The 25,231-nt window shown below is 39.8% G+C and carries 23 protein-coding genes; 11 read left to right on the top strand and 12 right to left on the bottom strand.

Annotated features, from left to right (window positions below; translation table 11 throughout):
* Positions 1-203 precede the first annotated feature (203 nt).
* Positions 204-1,199: a tRNA dihydrouridine synthase DusB gene (dusB, locus tag OQ289_RS02745; RefSeq protein WP_033563454.1), complete on the top strand. Its 996-nt coding sequence runs from the start codon at positions 204-206 to the stop codon at positions 1,197-1,199.
* Between the two features lie 2 nt (positions 1,200-1,201).
* On the opposite strand, the gene OQ289_RS02740 is transcribed toward dusB, so the two are convergent.
* Genes OQ289_RS02740 through OQ289_RS02730 form a run of 3 tightly spaced genes read right to left on the bottom strand, consistent with a single transcriptional unit; the run spans position 1,202 to position 4,208 of the window.
* Entirely contained in the window at positions 1,202-2,713 is a 1,512-nt protein-coding gene (locus tag OQ289_RS02740; RefSeq protein WP_270089341.1) for a lipopolysaccharide biosynthesis protein, read from the bottom strand.
* Positions 2,714-2,720: 7 nt separating this feature from the next.
* Positions 2,721-2,999, bottom strand: a complete 279-nt coding sequence (locus OQ289_RS02735; RefSeq protein ID WP_270089340.1) for an acylphosphatase — start codon at positions 2,997-2,999, stop codon at positions 2,721-2,723.
* 36 nt (positions 3,000-3,035) lie between these two features.
* Positions 3,036-4,208: an amidohydrolase family protein gene (locus OQ289_RS02730; protein ID WP_270089339.1), complete on the bottom strand. Its 1,173-nt coding sequence runs from the start codon at positions 4,206-4,208 to the stop codon at positions 3,036-3,038.
* Positions 4,209-4,647: 439 nt separating this feature from the next.
* Between OQ289_RS02730 and OQ289_RS02725 the strand changes: the two genes are divergently transcribed.
* From OQ289_RS02725 to ggt, 4 genes are all read left to right on the top strand, one after another.
* Positions 4,648-7,110 (top strand): TonB-dependent receptor, encoded by a 2,463-nt coding sequence (locus tag OQ289_RS02725; protein WP_270089338.1) that lies wholly within the window; start codon positions 4,648-4,650, stop codon positions 7,108-7,110.
* Positions 7,111-7,180: 70 nt separating this feature from the next.
* Complete coding sequence (gene dtd, locus OQ289_RS02720; RefSeq protein ID WP_270089337.1) at positions 7,181-7,639, top strand: D-aminoacyl-tRNA deacylase; 459 nt, start codon at positions 7,181-7,183, stop codon at positions 7,637-7,639.
* An 82-nt stretch (positions 7,640-7,721) separates the two neighbouring features.
* Positions 7,722-8,048: a nucleotide pyrophosphohydrolase gene (locus tag OQ289_RS02715; protein WP_270089336.1), complete on the top strand. Its 327-nt coding sequence runs from the start codon at positions 7,722-7,724 to the stop codon at positions 8,046-8,048.
* 94 nt (positions 8,049-8,142) lie between these two features.
* Positions 8,143-9,831 (top strand): gamma-glutamyltransferase, encoded by a 1,689-nt coding sequence (gene ggt / locus OQ289_RS02710; RefSeq protein ID WP_270089335.1) that lies wholly within the window; start codon positions 8,143-8,145, stop codon positions 9,829-9,831.
* 41 nt (positions 9,832-9,872) lie between these two features.
* On the opposite strand, the gene rmuC is transcribed toward ggt, so the two are convergent.
* Entirely contained in the window at positions 9,873-11,201 is a 1,329-nt protein-coding gene (gene rmuC, locus OQ289_RS02705; RefSeq protein ID WP_270089334.1) for a DNA recombination protein RmuC, read from the bottom strand.
* Positions 11,202-11,256: 55 nt separating this feature from the next.
* The gene (locus OQ289_RS02700) at positions 11,257-12,441 is read right to left on the bottom strand and encodes a formimidoylglutamase (protein ID WP_270089333.1); all 1,185 of its coding nucleotides are present in this window, start codon (positions 12,439-12,441) and stop codon (positions 11,257-11,259) included.
* An 87-nt stretch (positions 12,442-12,528) separates the two neighbouring features.
* On the opposite strand from OQ289_RS02700, the gene OQ289_RS02695 reads away from it, so the two are divergent.
* The gene (locus OQ289_RS02695) at positions 12,529-13,539 is read left to right on the top strand and encodes an SDR family NAD(P)-dependent oxidoreductase (protein WP_270089332.1); all 1,011 of its coding nucleotides are present in this window, start codon (positions 12,529-12,531) and stop codon (positions 13,537-13,539) included.
* Between the two features lie 3 nt (positions 13,540-13,542).
* Positions 13,543-14,835, top strand: coding sequence for an HAD-IB family phosphatase (locus OQ289_RS02690; protein ID WP_033563462.1), 1,293 nt, complete (start codon positions 13,543-13,545; stop codon positions 14,833-14,835).
* A gap of 144 nt (positions 14,836-14,979) precedes the next feature.
* On the opposite strand, the gene OQ289_RS02685 is transcribed toward OQ289_RS02690, so the two are convergent.
* From OQ289_RS02685 to OQ289_RS02655, 7 genes are all read right to left on the bottom strand, one after another.
* The gene (locus OQ289_RS02685) at positions 14,980-15,552 is read right to left on the bottom strand and encodes a 5-formyltetrahydrofolate cyclo-ligase (protein ID WP_270089331.1); all 573 of its coding nucleotides are present in this window, start codon (positions 15,550-15,552) and stop codon (positions 14,980-14,982) included.
* A gap of 77 nt (positions 15,553-15,629) precedes the next feature.
* On the bottom strand, positions 15,630-16,190 hold the full coding sequence (gene efp, locus OQ289_RS02680) for an elongation factor P (protein WP_033563464.1): 561 nt from the start codon (positions 16,188-16,190) through the stop codon (positions 15,630-15,632).
* Between the two features lie 69 nt (positions 16,191-16,259).
* Positions 16,260-16,883, bottom strand: coding sequence for an ABC transporter ATP-binding protein (locus OQ289_RS02675; protein WP_270089330.1), 624 nt, complete (start codon positions 16,881-16,883; stop codon positions 16,260-16,262).
* A gap of 17 nt (positions 16,884-16,900) precedes the next feature.
* Positions 16,901-17,695 carry an acyl-ACP--UDP-N-acetylglucosamine O-acyltransferase gene (gene lpxA, locus OQ289_RS02670; protein WP_270089329.1) on the bottom strand — a complete coding sequence of 265 codons (795 nt, stop codon included), beginning with the start codon at positions 17,693-17,695 and terminating at the stop codon, positions 16,901-16,903.
* Position 17,696: 1 nt separating this feature from the next.
* Positions 17,697-19,091: a bifunctional UDP-3-O-[3-hydroxymyristoyl] N-acetylglucosamine deacetylase/3-hydroxyacyl-ACP dehydratase gene (locus tag OQ289_RS02665; RefSeq protein WP_270089328.1), complete on the bottom strand. Its 1,395-nt coding sequence runs from the start codon at positions 19,089-19,091 to the stop codon at positions 17,697-17,699.
* Positions 19,092-19,132: 41 nt separating this feature from the next.
* Positions 19,133-20,170, bottom strand: coding sequence for a UDP-3-O-(3-hydroxymyristoyl)glucosamine N-acyltransferase (lpxD, locus tag OQ289_RS02660; protein WP_270089327.1), 1,038 nt, complete (start codon positions 20,168-20,170; stop codon positions 19,133-19,135).
* 26 nt (positions 20,171-20,196) lie between these two features.
* Positions 20,197-21,474 carry an HD domain-containing protein gene (locus tag OQ289_RS02655; protein WP_270089326.1) on the bottom strand — a complete coding sequence of 426 codons (1,278 nt, stop codon included), beginning with the start codon at positions 21,472-21,474 and terminating at the stop codon, positions 20,197-20,199.
* Between the two features lie 274 nt (positions 21,475-21,748).
* Between OQ289_RS02655 and porX the strand changes: the two genes are divergently transcribed.
* The 4 genes from porX (at position 21,749) to OQ289_RS02635 (ending at position 25,230) form a co-directional block, all read left to right on the top strand.
* Entirely contained in the window at positions 21,749-23,302 is a 1,554-nt protein-coding gene (porX, locus tag OQ289_RS02650) for a T9SS response regulator signal transducer PorX (protein WP_270089325.1), read from the top strand.
* Positions 23,303-23,409: 107 nt separating this feature from the next.
* Positions 23,410-23,820: a tRNA (adenosine(37)-N6)-threonylcarbamoyltransferase complex ATPase subunit type 1 TsaE gene (gene tsaE / locus OQ289_RS02645; protein ID WP_270089324.1), complete on the top strand. Its 411-nt coding sequence runs from the start codon at positions 23,410-23,412 to the stop codon at positions 23,818-23,820.
* Between the two features lie 106 nt (positions 23,821-23,926).
* Positions 23,927-24,472 (top strand): RNA polymerase sigma factor, encoded by a 546-nt coding sequence (locus tag OQ289_RS02640; protein ID WP_270089323.1) that lies wholly within the window; start codon positions 23,927-23,929, stop codon positions 24,470-24,472.
* Positions 24,469-25,230 (top strand): hypothetical protein, encoded by a 762-nt coding sequence (locus OQ289_RS02635; protein WP_270089322.1) that lies wholly within the window; start codon positions 24,469-24,471, stop codon positions 25,228-25,230. Before OQ289_RS02640 ends, OQ289_RS02635 begins: the two co-directional genes overlap by 4 nt.
* The last annotated feature ends 1 nt before the right edge of the window (position 25,231 follow it).

Raw genomic sequence — 25,231 nt, 5'->3', positions numbered from 1 at the left:
TCGACATCTCGTGCTTTTATAAAGTCGACTTTTTTTCTGGTTCCATTCGTAAAAAAGAAGGTCAAAAAGCATAACGATTGTTCTGTAATTTCTTTATATGGGAAAGGAAGGCCAATTCAAATTTGAGATTGAGATGACTGGCACTAAATGTACATTACCAATCAAAAATTTAAATTCCTTATCTTTGTAAAAAATTAATAAAAATGTCTGTTAAGATAGGTGAGAATATTGATTTAGGTAAATTCCCTTTGTTATTAGCCCCCATGGAGGATGTCAGCGATCCCCCTTTCCGTTACGTATGCAAGCAAAACGGAGTAGATATGATGTATACCGAATTCATATCATCGGAAGGATTGATTCGGGACGCGGCCAAATCTCGCCAAAAGCTTGACATATTTGAATACGAGCGTCCTATTGGTATCCAAATATTTGGATCTGAGATTGAACATATGCGCCAGTCTTCGGAGATTTGCACGCTAGCCCATCCAGACCTCATTGATATCAACTACGGTTGTCCTGTAAAAAATGTAGCCTGTAGAGGTGCAGGAGCTAGTCTACTTCAAGACATAGACAAAATGGTCGCTATGACAAAAGCTGTTGTAGAGGCAACCCACTTACCGGTAACAGTGAAAACACGACTCGGTTGGGACGATAATACTAAAAATGTATATGAAGTTGCGGAACGTCTCCAAGACATTGGCATCAAGGCCTTGTCTATCCATGGACGAACACGTGCGCAGATGTATAAGGGCCAAGCTGACTGGTCAATGATCAGAGATGTAAAGCGTAATCCACGAATCAAAATTCCTATTTTCGGAAACGGCGACATAGATTCGGTGGAAAAGGCAGCAGCTTGGAGACAGGAATTTGAGGTGGATGGTATTATGATTGGTAGAGCGTCGATTGGATATCCTTGGATTTTCAGAGAAATCAAGCACTTCTTTGAGACAGGTGAGCGCCTAGAGGGTCCAACTATTGCAGAACGTGTCGAAGTATGCCATACCCACTTGACAAAGTCCATCGAATGGAAAGGGGAAAAAACAGGGATTTTTGAAATGCGTAGACATTATGCCAATTATTTCAAAGGTATCCCAAACTTTAAGGAATATCGTATGCTACTTGTCAGCCTACAGACCTACGACGAAATTCAAGAAGTATTGGAAGAAATCAAGGATAAATTTGTCATTGAGATGGCTTAATCCTACTCGCTTATTTCCTTACTGCTAATAATTCGGATTACATTTCCTTTTTCTAGAAAAAATACGGTTACAAGAAATGCTAGGAAAAGTAAATTACCATACCAAAAACTGTTATTCAAAACAGTAGTACACAGCCCAGATATTAAGACACCGCATGCCAAATAGCCTAATATCTTACTTGTATGATAAGGTATGGGATAATTCTTTTGTCCCCAAAAATAAGACAGTGCTACCATAACTACATACGCGATGGAGGTACATAAGATAGCGCCTAGATACGAGTACTTTGGAATAAACAATATATTCAATAGGATTGTCAATAAAGCTCCTATTCCGGAGATATAAAGGGCGTATCTGGTTTGATCGGACAGTTTGTACCATACCGATAGATTCATATAAATACCTAAGAGTACATAATTAAATAGCAAAATAGGAACTACGTACAACCCAGACCAATAGGCTATCCTCTCTTCATCAGACCCTTCAATGAAATATTTGAGCCAACTGATATTGGCACAAATCCCAACCATGACGATCACCATGATAATGACAAAATAATCCATAATCAGGGCATAGGTTTTCTGCGCATTCTTATTTTTCGAATATGAAAAAAAGAAGGGTTCGGCTCCTAGTCTAAATGCCGTCACAAACAGATTGAGAAAAATTGCCAATTTACTAACCGCACTGTATATTCCACGTTCGCGCTCTCCTATTTCACCAGGCATTAACTTATGAAAAAGTATCTTATCGAGGTTTTCGTTGATGATAAAAGATATATTTGCTATCAAAACCGGGAAGCTATACTTGAACATGTCCATCAGAAGCTTCTTATCTGGTTGAAGTCTAAAGGTCACTAGTTGTGGGAGCAGCATAATCAAGGTGACGACACTTGCCAACAGATTTGAAATAAAGACATTTCCCAACCATCCTTGTTGAAACCAGCCTGACGCAAAGGATTGCCAAAATGAACTAAGTGCCATCAATTGAGGCAACCATAGAATAAGAAATAGATTGGAAAAAATTAAGATAAGAATATTAATGAGCTTCAATACACTGTATCGAATAGGTCGTCCCTGCGCCCTCAGCTTGGCGAATGGAATAACGGCAAGTGCATCTGCAATAAGAATAATAGAAAAAAACTTGAGGAACTGCATATATTCAGCTAAACGCTCACCATTACCCAACCAACTGGCAATGGGTTTATTGAATACAAATACCGTTATAAGAAAAAGCCCGGAAGTGACTAATATAATAAAGAAACTGTTGTTGAAGACCTTTTCTCTATCTTCTTTATCTACTTTTTGCAAGTACCGGAAATAGGTGGTTTCCATTCCAAAGGCGAGTAAGGCATTGATCATAGATGCCGATGCATACAGGCTGGACATAACTCCAAATACTGCCGTTGGAAAGTTCTTGACGAAAAGTGGTGTTAGCAGAAAATGAAGTAACCGCGAGACGATTGTACTCAGACCGTATATGAATGTATCGCTAACAAATTTTTTGATTACTGACACTGTAAGCCTATTTAATTTTCCTGGTTACTTCAAAATTATGGAAATTCTTCAACTCACCATCTTCAATCGAAACATGTTCTACCTCGGCCCGTTCTGGTCCTTCTTCACAAAATTCGATTAAGGAGTCCAAAGAAAATTTGTCGCCTTCGGCTTCTACATATACAGAACCATCAGGCAAATTGGTCACAAAACCTTTGATACCCAATTGGTCGGCAACGGCTTTTGTCGTCAATCTAAAATATACCCCCTGTACTTTTCCCTTAATAGAAATATTGATGTGTTTCATATTAAGGACAAAAGTACAGAAGATTTTGAGTAAAAACTATGCTATTCGTTGAACAGTGACATTTGTTGTCAATCGGAGATTCTCCATGCCTTTGAGCAGTACAAGTCCCGGACGCTTACCAACTTCCAAAGAACCTATTTGATCATCAAAGCTCAAGAACTCAGCTCCATTAATTGTAGCCCATTTGATTGTATTTACAAAATCAAGTGCTGGGAATGCGTTGTGCAAAACCTTTAACTCTTCCAATACATCCAATGTATCATTCGAAGCAAGACTATCTGTTCCGATAACAATCTTTTGATCATCATGGACAAAGTTCATTACCTTCGGCAACACACCTTCGATATACAGGTTTGCTTTAGGGCAAAGGCACCATACGACATCTCTGTCCATACGCTCTACAAAATCCAAATCTTTAAGAGAAGTGTAAGTGTTGTGCACCAACATCAACTTATTCCGAACGGGCAGGTTTGGAAGGTAGGATTGAATCGAATTTCTAGCTTGTGCTTTAAAGTCATCATAGTTGTGACCTATTTCCTTATAAAAGGAAAGGAACTCTCCGTCTTTATAGCGAAAAAGCTTGTTTTCTTCTTCACTTTCTTGATTGTGGATACTGAGTAGATTTCCGACAGGAATCTTCTTTTTGAAAGCTTTAAACAACAGCTTTGAGCAAGAATAAGGCGCATGTGGCGTGAGAGATGAATGTATTTCGTCAAAACTATATTTGACTTCAATAGCAGCATCTATTCTTGAATCCACGGCGTCATTTTCCAAACCCATGACCTCCACAAATGTGTGGTACTTGATTTTACTACTTTCTTTAACCTGGGCCGAATGGGTAGTATTAACATGGTCAGCTACGGCTTGAATTCCATTCTCAAACATGAGCTTGTCAGCCTTTTCAATTTGTTTTTGGATAGTACGCGCCGTCTCTTTCTTGTAAGTCATTACAGTACTCAAAAACTTCGGAAGGCCAGTTCCTTTTTGGATTTTGCCCTTTAAATGCGACAATTCTATATGACAGTGGGCGTTAATAAACCCAGGTATCAATACTCCATCCAAGTGCTCGATTTCCTTTCCCACTAACTCAACGGCGTCATTTGTGTATATCCCCTGGATAGTTCCAGATTCGTCGATACCCACTACACCACGCTTAATTGGTAGATTCGTAACTGGTAATACGTAATCTCCAGAATAATATTTCACCATCTTTAACTTGTTTATAAAATGTCCTAAGAGTAGGAGGCTTTACTTAATGTGACATACAAAAATACTCAATTTCTTTCAGAAAACCTTGACAATGAATATATTTTTTATTAAAGTAGAAACAAATCTTATCCCCAATCCTACAAAGAAAACTTATAATAAAAAAGAAAGAATCATGCCAAGCATATTAATTTAACAAAATTTAACAAATCACTAACATGCTTATGCGATTGTTGTAATATATTTACTACCTTCGCACTATCGAATAGGGGTGCCTTGTTTTCTGAACACGAATAAAGGCTGAGATTATACCCAATCCCGTTTTTACGGGATGCACCTGATCCAGATAATGCTGGCGGAGGGAAAAGGTTAAGTTAGATTAATATACTGTTGTAGCCCCTTGCAGCAGTTTGTTTAACTCAAAAAAATCATTTTAATTATCATGATTAAGCAATCATTCGCCGTAACGGTGATGTTTTTAATGTCCATTTTTGTATTTGGGCAACAATCGGTCACAGTGACCATCCAAGATGCAAATTCCAAAAAAGGACTCGAGCATGTAACCGTCGTCATCACTGGTAGAACAAACAGTACGCAGACTACTGACGAAAAAGGAGTCGTTATTTTTAACAACCTAACAACAGGGCCACATGCACTTAAGGTCAGCCATATTGGCTACAATTCTGTACAACAGCCTCTCCAATTGGGACAGTCATCTACAAAGATTTTGTTGGAACCTCGATCTATCATAACGGAAGAGGTTCTAGTCCAATCGACTCGCGCTAAGGATAATTCTTCTACCACTTTCAAAAATATAGGACGAGAAGAGATAGCGAAAAACAATCTTGGCCAAGACATCCCCTACCTACTTGACCAGACACCATCTGTAGTAATCGGTTCAGATGCGGGAGCGGGTATTGGGTACACGAACATCCGAATACGCGGATCTGATAATCAACGGATTAATGTTACGCTCAATGGAATCCAATTAAACGACGCAGAAAGCATGGGCTCATTTTTCGTTAATCTTCCAGATTTTGCATCCTCTGTTGAAAGTATCCAAGTGCAACGTGGGATCGGAACCTCTACAAATGGATCAGGGTCTTTTGGAGCCTCAATAAATATACAATCCAATACGCTTGAGAAAACTCCATATGTTGAATTCAACAACTCTTTTGGATCCTATCAATCTTGGAAAAACACATTAAAAGTAGGAACGGGATTAATCAACGATAAATTTGCCTTCAATGCTAGATTATCCCGCATTTCAAGTGATGGATACATTGACCGAGCTTCCTCTGACCTTAAATCATTCTATGTTGACGGAGGTTATTACAGTAAAAAACACATTGTGAAGGCCATTGTCTTTTCAGGAAAGGAAAAGACGTACCAAGCGTGGTACGGCACACCGGAACCGTTGATTAAAGGTGATCGAGCTAAACTTGCGGACTATGCTGTTGCAATGGAGCTAGGATCTCCTGAAGAAATAGCACGCCTACTAAGTGCAGACCGAAAGTACAACTTGTATACCTACGACAATCAGACGGACAATTACACACAGACGCATCATCAACTACACTACACGAATCTTCTTAGTGAGCAGCTCAGTTGGAACGCAGCGCTACATTACACCAGAGGCGCTGGATACTACGAAGAATTACGTTTAGGGGACAAATTTAGTAAATATGGATTGCCAAACGTCAACATTGGAGGAGAGACAATCGAGAAAACTGACTTAGTCAGGCGTCGTTGGCTGGATAACTACTACTATGGTGCAACCTCTTCGTTGATATATACACCTTCTACCGATTTAAAGCTCACGCTAGGAAGTGCCTACAATCAATATCGTGGTGATCATTATGGAGAGATAATATGGGCAAGACATGCCTCAACCAGCTTCATCGGAGACAAATATTATGCAGGCGATGCTCAAAAGAACGATTTCAGCATATTTATGAAAGGGGACTATCAAATTGGAAAATGGCTGCTCATGGCGGATATCCAATACCGCAATGTAGATTATCGCATAGATGGTGATGACGACAAAATCAAGAACATGGCTTTCCACCCTCAATATGATTTTTTAAACCCAAAGTTAGGATTGACCTATTTCATCAATAGCACATCCAACGTATACGCATCTTATGCTTATGCTAGCAAAGAGCCTGTTAGAAAAGATTTTGTGGAGAACACCAGTAGTGAAGCTCCTAAACCAGAAAAAATGCAGGATATCGAATTTGGGTACCGTTTACGGACGGACAATCTCAATGTAGGCATTAACGGCTACGGCATGCACTATAAAGACCAACTCATTCCGACCGGTGCTATCAACGATGTTGGTTCTCCTATTCGTCAAAATGTGGCTAAAAGTTATCGGATAGGCCTTGAGTTTGATGGGGCATGGCGTATTTCGGAACATTTTACATGGAAGGCTACTGCAGGACTCAGCCAAAATAAGATTAAAGATTTTATTGAATATGGCACAATCTACGACGATGATTTCAACATTGTGGGCGAAGAAGAGATTTACTATAAAAAAACAAATATTGCACTATCACCTTCGACGATAGTGTCAAATGAATTAAGTTACTCTCCTACCCCTGCTCTCAATCTTGCATTCATCTCAAAATATGTATCCAAGCAGTACCTTGACAATACAACTGCCGATGAGAGAAGTATTGATGCGTTCTTTGTCAACAATGTACGGGCAATCTATAGCTTTAGCGTATTGGGGTTACAAAAAATAGATGTGAACCTAAGTATCAATAATATCTTTAATGAGAAATACGAAACTGGCGGGTATACATGGGGGTCATTTGACCAAAATCACACGCGTAGCTTTTATAATTTTTACACACCACAGGCAACTGCCAATTTCATATTGGGGCTGAATATAAGGTTCTAATATCTTATTGAAGAACAGAAAGCTCCGTCGGAATATACCCGACGGAGCTTTTATTTTGTAATATTGTAGCATGCGAGCAGTAATACAGCGAGTGACGCAGGCGTCATGCACAGTCGACCACATCATTACCGGGGAAATAGAACACGGATTGTTGATATTTATTGGTATTGAAGAAACGGACACCGAAGATGATATGAAATGGATGGCTCAAAAATTTGTCAATCTTCGGATATTCTCTGATGAAAATGGCCTTATGAACAAGTCTATTCAGGATGTAGGTGGTCAGATTTTACTTATCTCTCAATTCACGTTATTTGCACAAACAAAAAAAGGAAATAGACCGTCTTTTATACGTGCGGCAAGACCTGACATAGCGATTCCCATGTACAACTCCATGTCGAATTATCTTTCTGAATTGTTAAACAAGAAAATAGAACTTGGTATTTTTGGAGCAGATATGAAAATAGATCTACGCAATGACGGTCCTGTCACGATTGTAATGAATACACGGGACAAAGACAACTATTAACGACCATAAACGACATCAAGCAATGGATCTATATATTAGGAATTCATCCCATTCAGAGTAATTTAATAGAACAACGAAAATTATGACTATCAAGGAAGCACAGGAAACAATCGACAAATGGATAAATACGACTGGAATCCGCTATTTCAATGAGTTGACTAATACAGCCATGCTTATGGAAGAAGTGGGAGAAGTTGCCCGTATTATGGCCAGACAATATGGCGAGCAGTCTTTTAAAAAATCGGACAAGGAAGTTAACTTGGCCGACGAAATGGCGGATGTACTTTTTGTCTTGATGTGTTTGGCCAATCAGACAGGCATCGATCTAACTGACGCATTGGAAAAGAATCTGGAAAAAAAATCGATCAGAGATGGCGATCGCCACAAGAACAATGAAAAATTAAAATAGCAATGTCGACACAAAGTGTATCTTCCATGGTAACATGTTCATTAAGCTCGACTAATTTGGAATCTATTAATATCTTCTCGATACTCTATTATTCATGAAAAGACTATGTATATACAGCTTGATTATAGGCTTCGTCCTATCCTCATGCAGCGCTCCGAAACATCTCCCACGTGCGCAAACATTTTCCAATGCTGCTGTGGTCACGGCACACCCATTGGCTTCACAAGTAGGTGTCGATATCCTTAAAGCGGGAGGCAATGCTATCGATGCAGCAGTAGCCGTACAGTTTGCACTAGCTGTCGTGTATCCGAATGCAGGGAATATCGGGGGTGGTGGCTTCATGGTATATCGAGATAACTCGGGGGCTACAAATGCATTAGATTTCAGGGAAAAAGCTCCAGCTAACGCTTCTGAAAAGATGTACCTGGATAAAAACGACAATGTTATTGAAGATCTAAGCGTATATGGCCACCTATCTGCCGGGGTACCAGGATCTGTGGCTGGAATGGAGGAAGCCCACAAAAAATATGGCAAATTAGCGTGGTCAAAATTATTGGCGCCTGCAATAGAATTGGCTGAAAATGGATTTCCCATTACCGCACAACAAGCTGAAGAATTTAACTACTATAAAGCGAGTTTTACAAAATACAATCCAAACGGCGCCCCCATCCTTCAACCTGATATCTGGAAAAAGGGACAACCATTTGTACAGAAAGATTTGGGAGCTACATTAAGAAGAATCGCTGAAGAAGGTCGCGCGGGTTTCTATAAAGGCCAGACAGCAGATCTAATTGTTAATGAGATGAAAAAAGGAAAGGGTATAATCACCCACGCCGATCTCGAAAATTATCACGCTATATGGCGGACTCCGACCACTGGGTATTACAGAGGTCACAAAATAATCTGCATGCCTCCACCTTCGAGCGGAGGTCCCGCACTAGTCGCCCTACTGCAATCGGTAGAGCAATTCCCGTTGACAAAATGGGGCTTCCAATCAGATTCTACAGTACGTGTGATGGTCGAAGCGGAACGTCGTGTGTATGCTGATCGGGCTAAATATCTAGGTGACCCTGATTTCATACGCGTTCCTGTCGCCGAACTGACAGATGCGACATTCAATCAACAGCGCATGCAAGAAGTGGACTTGTCAAAAGCGACACCAAGTTCATCTGTTAATGCGGCCAAGTTTCCTGGTTATGAATCGGAGGAGACGACACATTTCAGCATCGTGGACAAGGAAGGCAACGCTGTATCTATTACCACAACTTTGAATAATTCATATGGATCGCGGGTCTTTGTGCAAGGAGCTGGATTTCTGTTAAACGACGAAATGGATGATTTTTCTGTCAAACCAGGTGTACCGAATATTTATGGACTTGTCGGAGGTAAGGCAAATGCTGTACAACCAAACAAACGGATGTTAAGTTCCATGACGCCAACAATTATTGAAAAAAATGGCGCCCTACACATGGTTTTAGGTACTCCTGGAGGGTCAACGATCATGACGTCTGTATTTCAAACGATATTAAATGTTATCGATTTCGGACAAGATGCGCAGACATCTGTCAATTCTCCAAGATTTCACCATCAATGGCTACCTGACCAGATAGATGTGGAAGAGAAAGCCATCAAGGCTACTGTGCGACAAAGTTTAGAGAAAGATGGCTACAAGATATCACCTAGAGGTGCCATTGGTCGGGTTGAAAACATTATAGTACTCCCTAATAAGAAATTACAAACGGGTGCCGATCCCAGAGGGGACGACAGAGCGATGGGGTATTGATATGATATGGAAGGGGGAGTGTCACAAATACTCTCCCTATCCTACTCAATATTGTCTAAGTATTTCTGATCTATTTGTTTATTGGCTTTGGCCCCTAAGTCCTTTAGGTTCTCTACCCGCTTGATAATGTTTCCGGCACCACTACCCAACTTCTTAGTTGCATCTTGATGTCGTTCAAGGGCGCGTTGGATTTGATTCTCGACCAACTGCATATCCTGCATAAAACCTACAAATTTATCATATAGGGCTCCCGCTTCTCTTGCGATTTCCAAAACATTTCGGTTTTGTCGCTCCTGCTTCCAGACGCTGGCTATCGTTCGTAAAGTCGCTAACAATGTCGATGGACTTACAATAACGACTTTTCTATCCCATGCATCGCTAAATAAATCTGGTTTTTCACGTACGGACATGCTGAGTGCGGATTCAATAGGCATAAAAAGTAGGACAAAATCTGGTGATTGGATTTGGTAGAGCTCATGGTAATTCTTAGCAGAAAGCTCTCTCACATGATTCTCTACCGACTGTACATGTTGCTTTGCAAAGGTATGTTGCTCTTCGTCGGATACTGCATTTACCCATTTTTCATAAGCCACGAGCGATACCTTAGCGTCCACCACCAAATGTTTTTCATCAGGAAGGTCAATAATAGCATCTGGTTGCATGCGTCGCCCATCCCCATCTACTAATGAAGCTTGCAACCTATACTCCTGCCCTTTAACAAGTCCCGATCGCTCCAGTACTCGCTCCAAGATTACCTCTCCCCAATTTCCTTGCTTCTTGGAATCTCCTTTGAGTGCCCTCGTTAAATTATTAGCTTCATTTTTTATCTGTACACTTTGTTGCATGAGTTGTTCAACCACGCCCTTGAGCACATTTCGCTCAGCAGACTCATGCTGATACGTTCGCTCTACTTTCTCTTCAAATGCCTTAATCTTATCCTTCAGTGGATCTAGAAGCTGGTTGATGCTTCGGTGGTTGACTTCGGTAAATTTCTGGGTTTTCTCCTCTAAAATTTTGTTGGCGATGTGTTGAAATTCTAAATTGAATTTATTTTTAGTTTCTTCCACTTCCTTTTTCTGGAATTCTAACTTTTCCTGTTGCGCTTGTAGATAGGCATTTGTATTTTCCAATGTAAGTTCTATTCGTAATCGCTGCGCTCTTTCTTTGTCCAAGTCTTCCTTCAGGTCAGCTCGCTCTCCTATCAATCCTTCCTCCCGTTGTTGGCTCCTCGCCAATTCCAAGGCCAATTCGTCCTTGTCCACACGTAAGTCCTCATACACGCGCTTACTGACACCCTCTTTGTATTTTATCAATAGGAAAATGACACAACAGATTAACAGTATGACGACGACACCAAATATCCACTCCATGATATGTTTATTATTAAAAATGGCCCTTGAGGACCATTATTTTGTTATCTTTTATTTATTGTAACTTTTGATGGGTCCTCCACCACAAGTCTGGCATCTCCCCCGAGACAGCCAATTGGTAATCTTCATATCTGCATGGCACTAGATAATACCGCTCATTAACAGATTTGGAACCAAAGTAAGGAACTTGTATCCACCACCGATCGGATTTTCTACTTTTTACAAATACTAATTCGTGATCCATGGATTCGAGTGTAGTCCGATAAATGATATAGGAGGCTTTGGGTACCAAAGGGGCGTCTTGCTTGCGATTGTAATAACCATCGACAAAACACCAAATCATTTGTGAGACTAACATAGCGGTCTGACCAAGGGGGTCATATTTGGGATTGAACTCATAGAATCCTATTGAACTACACTTATCGGACATTCCTGCATATCTTGCCAGCTGGCAAGCCTCATCACCAAATAAACCATTGGGATTTGCATTTGCATTTCCGCAGGCTTCGGAAGCTCGAATCGCACCGATATCAAAACTAACCATATCGGCGGCTCGAATCAAAGGCTCTGATTGATCCATCTTGCCAGCTATTGCGCCTACACGTGTCGCGTTGAAAAACAGCTTATCATACATGTTAATTGACTCTTTGCTGACTAAATAGGTTTGGTAAGCAATATTATTGAGATTAAAAAGATAATCTGGCTGATGTAAGATAATATGATTGAGAAAAGTTTCAGAATTCAATAGCGCACTTTCTACTTGCTCTTGATCTAAATCAAACTTGGCATCGACAATTGCAACTTCTACCCGTTGTTCAAGATTTTGGTAGGCCAGGTATTGCGCATAGGTCAGGTCGTGTCCACCTCCTATGATAATGGGTACAATATCTTGCTTAATCAGTTCTTCTACGACTGTCTTAACTGCAAAATAGGTATCGCGGACCGTATCGCCCGCTCTAATATTACCCAAGTCAGCGATTTTAATTTTATAGTCTCCTTGATAAAGCTGGTATAAATGTTTGCGTACGGCTTGAGGTGCTAAGGAAGCCCCCTCATTATTCACTGCTCCCCTATCCTCTTCAACGCCAAAAATGACGAGTTGAGGTTTATCATCTCCTTCCAAAACAGGAAACTCATCTTCAAATGCCTGGATGCTATCTCCAAATTGAGATTTATAAAAACGTTCTCTGGGCGAGAACTCTTGAACGGATACTGGAGAAAAGAAAACTGATAAGGACATAAACTTGCTATTTAACCTACTCTATTTATCAAAATGTACAAAACAATATAGGGAGTATCTCGCAAATATCCATTTATTAGCTTACTTTTGAAAACATTATTTTATCAACACCACAAGCCCGTGATATTAATAACTGGAGGAACAGGATTTTTAGGTTCAACGCTGATTAAACAACTTATCAATGAAGGTGTCGCGGTGGTGGCTACAAAAAGACCTAATTCGACCATTCCTGAATGTTTAAAATCATCTTCCTTGGTCCACTGGGTGGATGCGGATGTAACGGATTACTTTGCACTTTCTAGCTGTTTTGCAGGAATTACACATGTATTCCACTGTGCGGCAATGGTTTCTTACCAACCAAAAGATGCAAAGGTGATGATGAAAATCAATATTGAAGGAACGAAACATATTGTTAACCTTTGCCTTGAGCACCAAGTACGTCTGGTCCATGTGAGTTCTATTGCTGCTTTGGGCACCAATAAAGCGCATAAGCCGGTTAGTGAAAATGACAAATGGGAATACTATCCTAAAATATCCAAATACGCTCTATCCAAATATGAGAGTGAACTGGAAGTATGGCGAGGTGTAGTAGAGGGACTGGATGCAGTCATTGTCAATCCTTCGGTCATTATGGGGGCAGCAGCTGGAAAGAAAGGCTCTGGAGCCATCTTTGCTATGATAGAAAAAGGTTTAAAGGTATATCCCAGTGGTAGCGTTGGCTTAGTCGATGTGGAAGATGTGGCCCGTTTAATGATTATATTGATGAATAGACCGGATATTTCAGGCGAGCGATATATCCTGAATTCGGCCAATCTATCAAACAAAGATCTAATAGAGCGAATAAGTGCTGCAATGGGAAAACCAGCACCGACCATCCGGGCCTCACCGACTCTTTTGAGTATTGCTTGGCGTATTGCGAAGGCAATTTCGCTCATCACCAACACAAGACCTGCCATCACCAAGGACTCGGCGAGGGCCTCTTCGGCCAAGCTGATGTACAACAACGCTAAAATTATTGGGGCGACTCAGTATACCTTCAAGAATATAGATGACACCTTGAAAGAAATTACATTAACGTATCAAACCAAACCCGAATAAACAGTGAAAAATTATTACATTATTGATTTTGACAGTACATTTACGCAAGTAGAAGCGCTAGATGAGCTTGCACGGATATCATTGGAAGGCCATCCAGACCAAGATAAAGTTTACAAACAAATTGAAGGTTTCACAAACTTGGCAATGGAAGGGAAGATATCCTTCAGAGAGAGCTTGGCAGGCCGAATTAAATTGTTAAAGGCCAATAAAAGCCACCTCGACAAATTAGTCAGCCATCTCAAGAAGAAGGTATCACATTCGTTTAACCGTAACAGGGAGTTTTTCAGGAAAAACTCAGACACCGCTTGGATTGTGTCTGGGGGCTTTAAAGAATTCATTACTCCCGTGGTAACACCTTATCATATCAAGAAGGAAAACATCTACGCGAATACCTTTAAATTTGATGCAGAGGGTAATATCATTGGATATGACGAACACAACCCATTGTCCGATGAAGGGGGTAAGGTCAAACTGCTTCAGGAATTGAATATACAAGGACGAATATTCGGTATCGGTGATGGATACTCAGACTTCCAGCTTAAGGAATCAGGCTTGATTGAAAAATTTTTCGCGTTCACGGAAAATATCGCTAGACAAAGCGTCACGGAGAAAGCAGATCACATCACGCCTAGTTTTGACGAATTCCTATACGTCAACGATTTACCGAGAGCTATATCGTACCCAAAAAATAGAATCCTATGCTTAATCGTCGGTGAAGTCCCAGAAATTGCGTCGCATATCTTGAAAAGAGATGGCTTCTCAGTCAGAACCAAGGAGACATTTGAAGAGAAATACACCAAAGATGTCGGTATGTTATTGCTTGGACCTAACGTAAGTGTATCTGATGAACAACTGTCGCGGGCTGACAAACTAAAAACAATAGGTTTTCTAGGCGATATCAAAGGTCATATCAACAAGGTAATCTGCAATGAGAAAGGTATCGTGGTATTTGATGACAAGAAGGATAAAAAACGAAATGCAGAGTTCATTCCACGTCGGATGGCTGATTTCATTAATAATGGAGATACCGATCAAAGCAGAAATTTTCCAAACTTAATCTTGCCAAAGTTGAGTAAAGCACATCGCCTTTTGCACATTCACCAAAATGTACCTGGTGTAATGGCGCAAATCAATAATATCTATGCAGAAAACAATATCAATATCGTTGCTCAATTCTTAATGACGAAGGGTGATATCGGTTATGCCGTCACCGATTTGAACGTCGAATATGAAAAGGACTTAATCAAACAGCTTAAAAAGATTGAAAACACGATAAAATTTAGAATACTCTATTAAGAGGTGTGGATCTAACTGATAAAAAAGGGAGCAATGTCATGATGTTGCTCCCTTTTTTATCAAAATATATTTTATAGGGCTGTAATCTTCAGCCCTATTGACCTGATTCGGAGATAAGCATCTAAGATATCTCGCCAAATTGCTTTATTTAAAATAATAGATTTCGCTCGGACTAATACAGACATCTACGGGAATATCATAAATATTTGTATCGTCCACTTGCGCTATTGGCTCGAAAAATGACAATGCAATTTTCAAGATATCTGGTCTACACTTCTGTAAAAAACGATCATAAAATCCCTTTCCATAACCGACACGGTTACCGCTTTGGTCGCAGACAAGCATGGGCACTAAAACAACGTCAATTAGCTCCTCCTTCACCTCTATACCATCGACTGGCTCAGGTATACCCCACCTATTGGGAAGAAGACGTACAGTCTCATCTAAAAGATAGTGGGACATGGATAAGTCATCAAGATGGCTTCTAGAAACCACCAAGTGCATATTTGGGAAACGATGCTGTAACCAGTTAATAAGGTTTAAGGTATTGGGTTCGTGGTTTTTCTCAATAGGAAGATAGATATGACAATACTGACAGGTTGTCCAATCCAAACTTTTTAAATGGGAGAAAATACGTTCATTCCATACTGCTTGAATTTCAGGGGACAACGCAGTTCTCTTTTGTTTAAATATTTTTCTAAGTTGCTGTTTTGTCATCTTTTATTCTAAAAAAAACGGCCTTGCAGCTGGGAGCTAACAAGACCGAATAATCAACCTAAACCTAAAATCTTTATTTATTTCACACGTTCGATATAGTCACCGGACGCTGTATCAATTTTCACTTTATCCCCTTGGTTAATAAAAAGAGGAACGTTAATCTCAACTCCTGTTTCTACAGTAGCCTTTTTCAAAGCATTGGTTGAAGTATCTCCTTTTACCGCTGGTTCTGTATATGTAATTTCCAACTCTACGCTCTTCGGAGCCTGCGCCATTATCGCTTCTTCACTTTCAAAGGCGACGATTACACTCATACCTTCTTTCAAGAATCGTGCCGAATTACCAAATAAAAATTTCGGAATATTGAATTGTTCGTAAGTATTGTTGTCCATTACCACGTAGAATTCTCCATCTTCATATAAGTATTGATAATCGCTCGTCTCGACCCTAGCTATCTCTACCGACTCATCTACTCTGAAACGATATTCCACTAATTTACCGGTCTTCACATTGCGCATTCTTGCTTGATAAAAAGCACGCAAATTTCCTGGTGTACGGTGTATATATTCCTCTACAGCTACTAACTCACCATTAAAACGAAGGACATTTCCACTTTTTACTTCCGATGCTTTTGCCATGTTAATTCTTTTGTTTTTGAGACCACAAAACTACAAAAATTCTTTGTTTTTTAAAAAAGTCCGAACAAATTACTTTTTATAATCACTTATTATTATTTGCTCATCGCAAAAAGAATACTCCTTCTCTTGATTTGAACACACGATTAACAGCCTATCTGCGCTTATTGTTTTTTCAACAAGTGTTAAATACCACTGTTCTCCTTTTTCATCTAAATTGCTATTGGGCTCGTCCAAAAAAACAACAGAACTAGCTGAACAACAAGCCAAAACAAGCTTAACACGCTGCTTCATACCTGATGAGAAGTATCTTAATTCTTTATTTCTAGAGGATTCCTGACCCAATAATTGAACAAGTGTATTCTTGTTATACCCTGTCTTATAACGTTTGAACCGAAAGTGAAAATCAATCATTTCGTCTAATGTTAATTCTTCAACAAGCTCCACATATGGAGCTGCAATGGAAATATGTTGAAAGACATGTTCAATTGGGACTTGCGCAGCCTCTAAATGATAGGTGATTTTTCCTTGGGAGGGTGTTAGGCTGCCTGTCAAGATCTTCAATAGGGTTGACTTGCCGGACCCGTTGGCTCCAAGTATTGCGTATCTCTTTCCAATAGAAAAGGTATAATCGAGATGACGAAATATCCATTCCCGATTATACCTTCTACCAATATCTTGTAGTGTTATATTCAAAACACCTCTATTTAAACCTATGCGTTAGAACGGCCTTGGCCAAACCCTCTGATAACACCACGATTTGAATTTCTAACAAACGTCAGTATTTCATCTCGGATTTCAGTGGCTTTAAATTCGGCCTCGACAATATCCAGTCCTTTGGAAAGATTGCCATTCTGGATAAACAAAACGCGATATATTCCTTGAATTTCATTAATTTGCTCGCTAGAGAATCCTCTTCTGCGCAGCCCTACTGAATTAATTCCTGCATAGGTAATAGGTTCCCGAGCAGCCTTGATGAAGGGGGGTACATCTTTACGCACTAAAGATCCACCAGACACAAAGGCATGTGATCCAATCTTTACAAACTGGTGTACGGCAACCATACCGGCCAAGACCACATGGTCTCCTACTGTAATGTGTCCGGCCAATGTACTTGAATTGGAAAAGATACAGTTATTACCAATGAAACAATCATGGGCAATATGGCTATAAGCTTGTATTAGACAGTTCTCGCCGATGACTGTTTTATAGCGATCCTTAGTACCTCTATTTATAGTCACGCACTCTCTAATAGTAGTGTTGTCACCAATTTCTGCAGTGGTCACCTCTCCCTCAAACTTTAAGTCTTGGGGTTCACCGGAAATAACGGCTCCAGGATAAATTTTACAATTTTTCCCGATACGCGCGCCATTCATAATCGTCACGTTGGATCCAATCCAAGTGCCTTCTCCAATGACTACGTCTTTATGAATTGTAGTAAAGGGTTCAACCACTACATTTTGGGCTATTTTGGCCTCTGGGTGTATATAAGCTAAGGGCTGTATCATTTTATTTTACTTTTACTATCTGAGCCATTAGCTCTGCCTCACTAACAACTTTTTCTCCAACCATGCCCACACCTTTCATACGCGCTATACCTCTACGGATTGGCTCCATAAGGTCGCAACGGAAAATAATCGTATCTCCAGGTACTACTTGATTTTTGAATCTTGCATTTTCTATCTTTAGGAATAATGTCAACCAATTTTCAGGGTCGGGTACGGTATTTAAAACCAAAATACCTCCGGTCTGTGCCATTGCTTCAATTTGAAGTACCCCTGGAAACACTGGTGATCCGGGGAAATGCCCCATGAATAAATCTTCATTCATAGTCACATTTTTGAGGCCAACAACATGGTTATCTGTTAATTCCAATATTTTATCCACCATCAGAAATGGCTGACGATGAGGAAGGATTTTCATGATTTGAACCGTATCATACAACGGTGTCATATTCGGATCATATACCTTCACATGTTTGCGATTTTTCTCTTTGTTGATTACGGCTCGAATCTTTTTGGCGAATGCTACATTAGCGGCATGTCCGGGGCGCGCGGCCATAATATGTCCTTTCAAGGGTCTACCTACTAGCGCTAGGTCACCAATCATATCCAGTAACTTATGACGTGCAGGTTCATTCTGATAACGTAATTGGATGTTATTCAATATACCTTCATTTGCTACGTCTATGTCATCACGATTGAATAAATGGGCCAATTTGTCCAACTCCTCTTTTTCGACTTCTGTATCTACGATTACAATTGCATTGGACAAGTCACCTCCTTTGATTAAACCTTGGTTGACCAGTGTTTCCAGCTCATGCAAAAAACAGAACGTACGTGATGCAGATATTTCTTTTACGAATTCGCCGATATTACTCACAGAAGCATGTTGGCTCCCTAGTACCGGCGAATTAAAGTCGATCATACATGTCAAACGATATCCATCTAATGGCATGGCAACAATCTCTACTTTACGTTCCGCTTCGGTATAATGGATATTATCTTGAATTTCGTAAAAATCACGATCGGCATCTTGCTCTTGAAATCCAACTCCTTCGAGAAGTTTTACAAATGGTGAAGAACTTCCGTCTAAAATAGGCACTTCAGGTCCGTCGATATCAATGAGCACATTATCGACCTGCAAACCTACCAAAGCGGCCATTAAATGTTCGATTGTACTTACACTGGCACCATTTTGAGAGATGGTGGTCCCGCGTGAGGTATCGGTCACATTATCTGCGTCCACGGCAATAATGGGATGCCCCTCTATGTCCACTCTCTTAAATTTGTACCAGTGGTATTCAGGAGCAGGTTTAATGGTTAGGGTAACAGATTTTCCTGTATGCAAACCAACACCCGAAATGGAAACTTCGGATTTGATGGTTCTTTGTTTTACATTCATATCTAACATTCTGTTATTAAGCAATATAGGGTTTTATTTGTTTATTTAGCACTATGATTCTGTATGATTTGTTCAAGATCTGCTATTCTCTTCTCCAATTCGGGTAATTTACTGTATAATACCTGGGAGCGCAATTGAGCCTGATAAGGTGTTGCGGGTGACCCACCCCATTTTTTGGACGCTTGCACAATCGATCTATTCACTCCTGATTGTGCTTGTACCTGACTCCTATCGGCAACAGTAATGTGTCCAACAACACCAACTTGACCACCCAGCACTACATTTTCGCCAATCTTTGTGCTTCCAGAAACTCCGGTTTGAGCTGCTATCACTGTATTTTTACCAATCTCGACATTATGAGCAATCTGAATCAAATTGTCCAACTTGACTCCCTTGCGTATAATTGTCGACCCCATCGTTGCCCTATCGACAACGGTATTAGCCCCGATTTCGACATTGTCATCCACGACAACATTTCCAATCTGAGGGACTTTGTTATAGGAACCATCGTCTTGTGGTGCAAAGCCAAAACCATCACTTCCAATTACCACTCCAGCATGCAATACAACATGTTGTCCCAAGCTACATTCACTATAGACTTTGACGCCCGGAAAAAGCGTAGTATAATCACCTATGGTTACGTCATCTCCGATATAAACATGAGGATAAATCTTGACATGCTGTCCTATCTTAGCATTTTTTCCAATATAGGAGAAAGCTCCTACATACACATTATCACTTATCATGACCGACTCATGTACAAAAGAAGGTTCTTCACGTCCGCTTCTCTCTAACTTCATCTGACTATAATAGGTCAATAGTTCGGAAAAGGATGAATACGCATCTTTTACCCGAATCAATGTTGAATTAACGGTTTGAGTTGGCACGAAATCGGCATTCACCACAACTATCGAAGCGTTTGTTGTATACAGAAAATGCTCGTATTTAGGGTTCGCCAAAAAAGAAAGATCACCAGATTTTGCTTCTTCTATTTTAGCCAATTGACCTACGACAACATCTGGACTTCCCTCGATATTGCCTTTGAGTAATGTGGCTATTTGTTGTGCAGAAAATTGCATTTTACAAATGTATACGTTTTTGTTAATTATTCTTTAAGTTTTTGCTTAATCCATGGATATCCGACCTCTTTCGGGTAGGAAACAGCAAATTTCTGGACTTTTTTGGCCAACGCCTCCAAATTGGAGAGGTCAGAGGCCTCGGTAATGTCCTGCACCTCGCCTCTTTTATTTATAATCTTAATGCTATCTTCTCTTGAAGTATATGCACTGTTATGAACCTCTTGCGCAAAGACAAAATATTCCAGCTCTTGGTCCGATACACCAAAATATGATTTGACAGCTTCATTGATAGCTGCAATATCATCGGGTGAAAACGCCTCGTTACTCATGACTGTCCTAAAAAGATCTCGAGCCATAAGCTTTCGGCACAACATACTTAAGATTTTATCTTCATGATCAACCCACGCTTTAATAGCGGACATGATATCTGTATCATCCAAACGAGTAAACCATTGTAAATGTGACTCATTCAATAAAAAGTTATCAATCGTAATCTTATTTTTCAAGAAATGAGAAAGCGCAGGCGAAGCAAACATATCCGCTCCGTTGTTACTTAATTCTTTCGCTCTTTTAAGTGCTTTAATCAGCATCTGCTCGGCTCCAATGACTGTCTTATGAAGATAGACCTGCCAATACATCAATCTTCTGGCAATAAGAAATTTTTCAACTGAATAAATTCCCTTGAGCTCTACAACAAGCTCGTCCTCATGTACATTGAGCATCTTTATGATTCGATCGAAAGAGATGACGCCTTCGGATACTCCTGTAAAGAAACTATCTCTATTCAAATAGTCCATCCGATCGGTATCTAATTGACTGGATACCAGCTGATGAAAAAATTTGCGGGGATATTTATCATTGAACATAGTAATGGCCAAATCTAAGTGACCATTAAATTCATCATTAATACGATCCATCAATAGGGATGACAGCATCTCATGGGATACACCATCAATAAGTGTATGTTCAAGTGAATGGGAGAAAGGCCCATGACCAATATCATGGAGAAGTATGGCGACCAAAGCAGCTTCTTCTTCTTCTATAGATATTTGTACTTCTTTACTTCTTAGGGTATCAATGGCCAACGACATCAAATGCATCGCCCCTATTGCATGCTGAAATCGGGTATGTAAAGCTCCGGGATAAACCAAATGGGTCATACTGACTTGTTTGATATAGCGAAGTCTTTGAAAATAAGGGTGCTGAATAAGATCAAAGACAAACCCTGAGGGGATTGTAACAAACCCATAAACTGGGTCATTAATTATTTTTTTCTTATTCAATTTGGACTGCACGTAAAACATATTTACACCACAACTACAACGAAACAAACTTACACTCAAATTATGTTTATTGATAGCAAGGTAGATACCATTATCTTATAAAGCTAAGATAGCGCAAAGATACGGAGTTGCTCGTTAAGAAATGTTAAAAATCCAGAATTAAAGTCGCAAATTGGCTAAGTTAGCAGCCTTACAGCATCACATTTGGTGCAAAAATATTTATCTTCGAATTGCAAAATTAGTTTTTGGATTTTCTGCTAAATCTCATCAGCTACTAATAATTAAAGAATTTCCTATGCAAAAAACACATATACTTTGGGCGGATGATGAAATTGAGTTCCTTAAACCGCATATTCTTCTATTAGAGGAAAAGAATTATAAAGTCAAAACTGTTAACAATGGAAATGATGCTGTTGAAGCGTTCAAAAATGAACCATTCGACTTAGTTTTTTTGGATGAGAATATGCCTGGCCTTACGGGTTTGGAAACTTTGGCGATACTGAAATCAATCAACCCGTCTATTCCTACAGTGCTCGTCACCAAAAATGAAGAAGAGCATCTTATGGAAGATGCGATTGGGAGTAAAATTGATGACTACTTGATTAAACCGGTAAATCCTAGACAGATCTTGTTGACGATTAAAAAATTCACAGAGAATAAGCGACTGGTCAGCGAAAAGACGTCTATGGCTTATCAACAGGATTTTCGGAATCTGGGAATGATTCTAAATGACAATCTCGATATCCACCAATGGACGGATGTGTATAAAAAATTGATATACTGGGAATTGTCATTGGAAAAGCTAGAAGATTCCAACATGCATGAAATTCTAACCATGCAAAAATCGGAAGCTAATATGTTATTCTCGAAATTCATAGAGAAGCATTATACACATTGGATGAAAAATCCAGATGACGGTCCAATATTGTCCCATCAACTGTTTAAGAAGAAAGTCTTCCCTGGGATGCAGGAAAGTAAACCTACTTTTTTCTTCTTAATTGACAACCTCCGTTATGATCAATGGAAAATCATCAATGACATCATTACGGATTATTTCCGCCTAGATGAAGAGGATAGTTACCTCAGTATATTGCCAACTGCGACACAATATGCCCGCAATGCTATATTTAGCGGGCTTACACCTTTGGAAATGGAAAAGAGATTTCCAGATTATTGGCAAAACGATGAGGATGAGGGGGGCAAGAATCTCCATGAAGATAAATTCCTGGCAGATCAGATTAAAAGGCTGTACAGGCGGGATATTAAACATTCTTATCATAAAATACTAACGTTGGAGCAAGGAAAGGATATATTAGATAATGTAAACAACTTGATGCAAAATGACCTTAATGTATTGGTTTACAACTTCGTAGATATGCTATCACATGCTCGGACGGATATGGCGATGATTCGCGAACTTGCTAACGATGAGGCGGCTTATCGATCTCTTACGCTATCGTGGTTTGAGCACTCACCTCTTCTAGACACGTTGAAATGGCTGTCTCAACGCAATGTACGGGTTGTCATCACTACAGATCATGGAACAATCCGCGTCAAAAAACCAAGCAAGATTATTGGTGATCGAAATACGAATACCAATCTTCGCTATAAACAAGGTAAAAACCTGAATTATCAGGACAAGGATGTATTTGTTATCAAAAATCCGCATGATGCACAACTGCCAAAGCTTCATGTGAGCTCTACATTTGTATTTGCCAAAGAAGATATATACTTTGTATACCCCAATAATTACAATCAATTTGTCAATTATTTTAATGGAACATTTCAGCATGGGGGTATCTCTTTGGAAGAGATGATTATTCCCTACGCAACTTACTCGACGAAATAGTAGATATCGATTTCGAACTTGTTTATGGAGATGAGCTCTCATTCAACTCCATAAACAAAGATTGATTTCTCGACTTATAATTCGACTTGAAGTATTAATTTTACAGCATGGAAACACAAGTCAACCATGTCGATCAATTAGGGAGTGTAGCAAGAGAAATGCTACAAGCCTTTCCATCATCTAGGATTTTCTTATTGTATGGTGACATGGGAGCTGGTAAGACGACTTTGATCAAGGCCCTCTGCGAGGAACTTGGAGTGAAAGATTCAACCTCAAGCCCCACATTCTCTATTGTCAACCAGTACCATTCGCCACACGGAAGTGTGTACCATTTTGACTTTTATCGGATCAAGAATGAACAGGAAGCTTTTGACATGGGTTATGAAGAGTATTTTTACTCTGGTGATTACTGCTTTGTTGAATGGCCTCAAAAAATTGAGAATTTACTCCCATCGGATGCAAAATCTATCTCTATATATGTAATAGATGAGCATACGCGAAAGATAGAAATAAAATAAAACCTCTGAAAGGCAGCTAATTAAAGAAATCAGCTGCCTTTTTTGTGCGTTGACGCAACCTTTGTCTCAAAACCGACGTCTTCTTAATAACAAACCGACGAACACCTTGGAAAAGAATACTCTTGATCATGTATGGAAAAGATGCAAAGATGCTGACCGAAAGTCGCAATCTTTACTATACCATCATTTTGCTCCAAGGATGTACGCTATTTGTTTACGCTATGCCAATACTACATTGGAAGCTGAGGATATGTTGCAGACTGGATTCATTAAGGTATTTGGCAGGCATGACCAGTATGATGAAAAGGGCTCGCTTGAAGGTTGGATCAAACGTATTATGATTAATAATGCAATTGAGATACTCCGTAAGAATAGAATGAATTTTTACGATATAGATGATTGTACTCAAGTTTTAGTCGGAGAAAGCGAGGTAGGCCATGATCCTACAGCATATCATGACTTGATGCAATTGATCAAGGGATTGCCTACAGGATATAGGACGGTATTTAACATGTATGTTATCGAGGGGTATTCGCACAAGGAAATTGCAAACCTCCTCAATATGAGTGAAGGCAACTCCAAATCTCAGCTATCAAGAGCGAGAGCTTGGCTTAAGGAGAAATTGAGTAAAACAGAGGAACTAAAAAAATGAAAGACAACGAACTAGACGCTATATTCCAATCTCATGTAGAACATGCAGAGGAATTACCTAATCCGGAAATCTGGAATCGCATCAACCATGAACTAGCTGAACAGGAAAAAAGGAATCGTAAAAAAGTAGTTAAAAAAACACTTTGGTATTTAGGTACTGCTGCGGCAGTTGCGATTATGGTAGGGATTTTTGCCTTCTGGTTTACGCAGAACAAAGCTCCTATTGCAAGTCAGGAAATAGTATCACAACGGGATTTACCTCCTTTTGAGCGGGAAACGCCTAAAATGGAAGGCCCAACATCTATCCAAAAGAAAAGCGAGGAGAGCCTGTTGCCGAAACCGGAAAAGATAGCTATCAGTTTGATCGCAAAAACTTCACCGTCATCGACACCTATTGAATCTACGCGCACAATAAAGAAGCCCTACGACGATACTCCCAACCAACAGGTTCTTGCAGCACAAGTCGAAAAAGCAATGTTCAAAGCGGATACTATTAAACATCAAATCACGCTCCCGAACCCAACGGCATCATTGGAAGCGCCGCCTCTAAAGCCACTTGTACAAAATCCGGAGGAAGAGGACACAATGATTGCCCGCACTGACAGGCCGAATAGAAAGCCTATCAGTATAGGTGGTATCCTCAACTCACTAATTGGCAAGGTAGATAAGTCTGAGGGCAAAACATTGGAGTTCCACACGGATGAGGAAGGCTCTATTAGTATTCAATATATTGCTAAAAACAAAAAGAAAAATAAATAAT

It is taken from the genome of Sphingobacterium sp. SYP-B4668 (genome assembly GCF_027627455.1).
In the GTDB taxonomy this organism is placed as follows: domain Bacteria; phylum Bacteroidota; class Bacteroidia; order Sphingobacteriales; family Sphingobacteriaceae; genus Sphingobacterium.
This window is presented reverse-complemented; position numbering and strand designations above follow the sequence as displayed.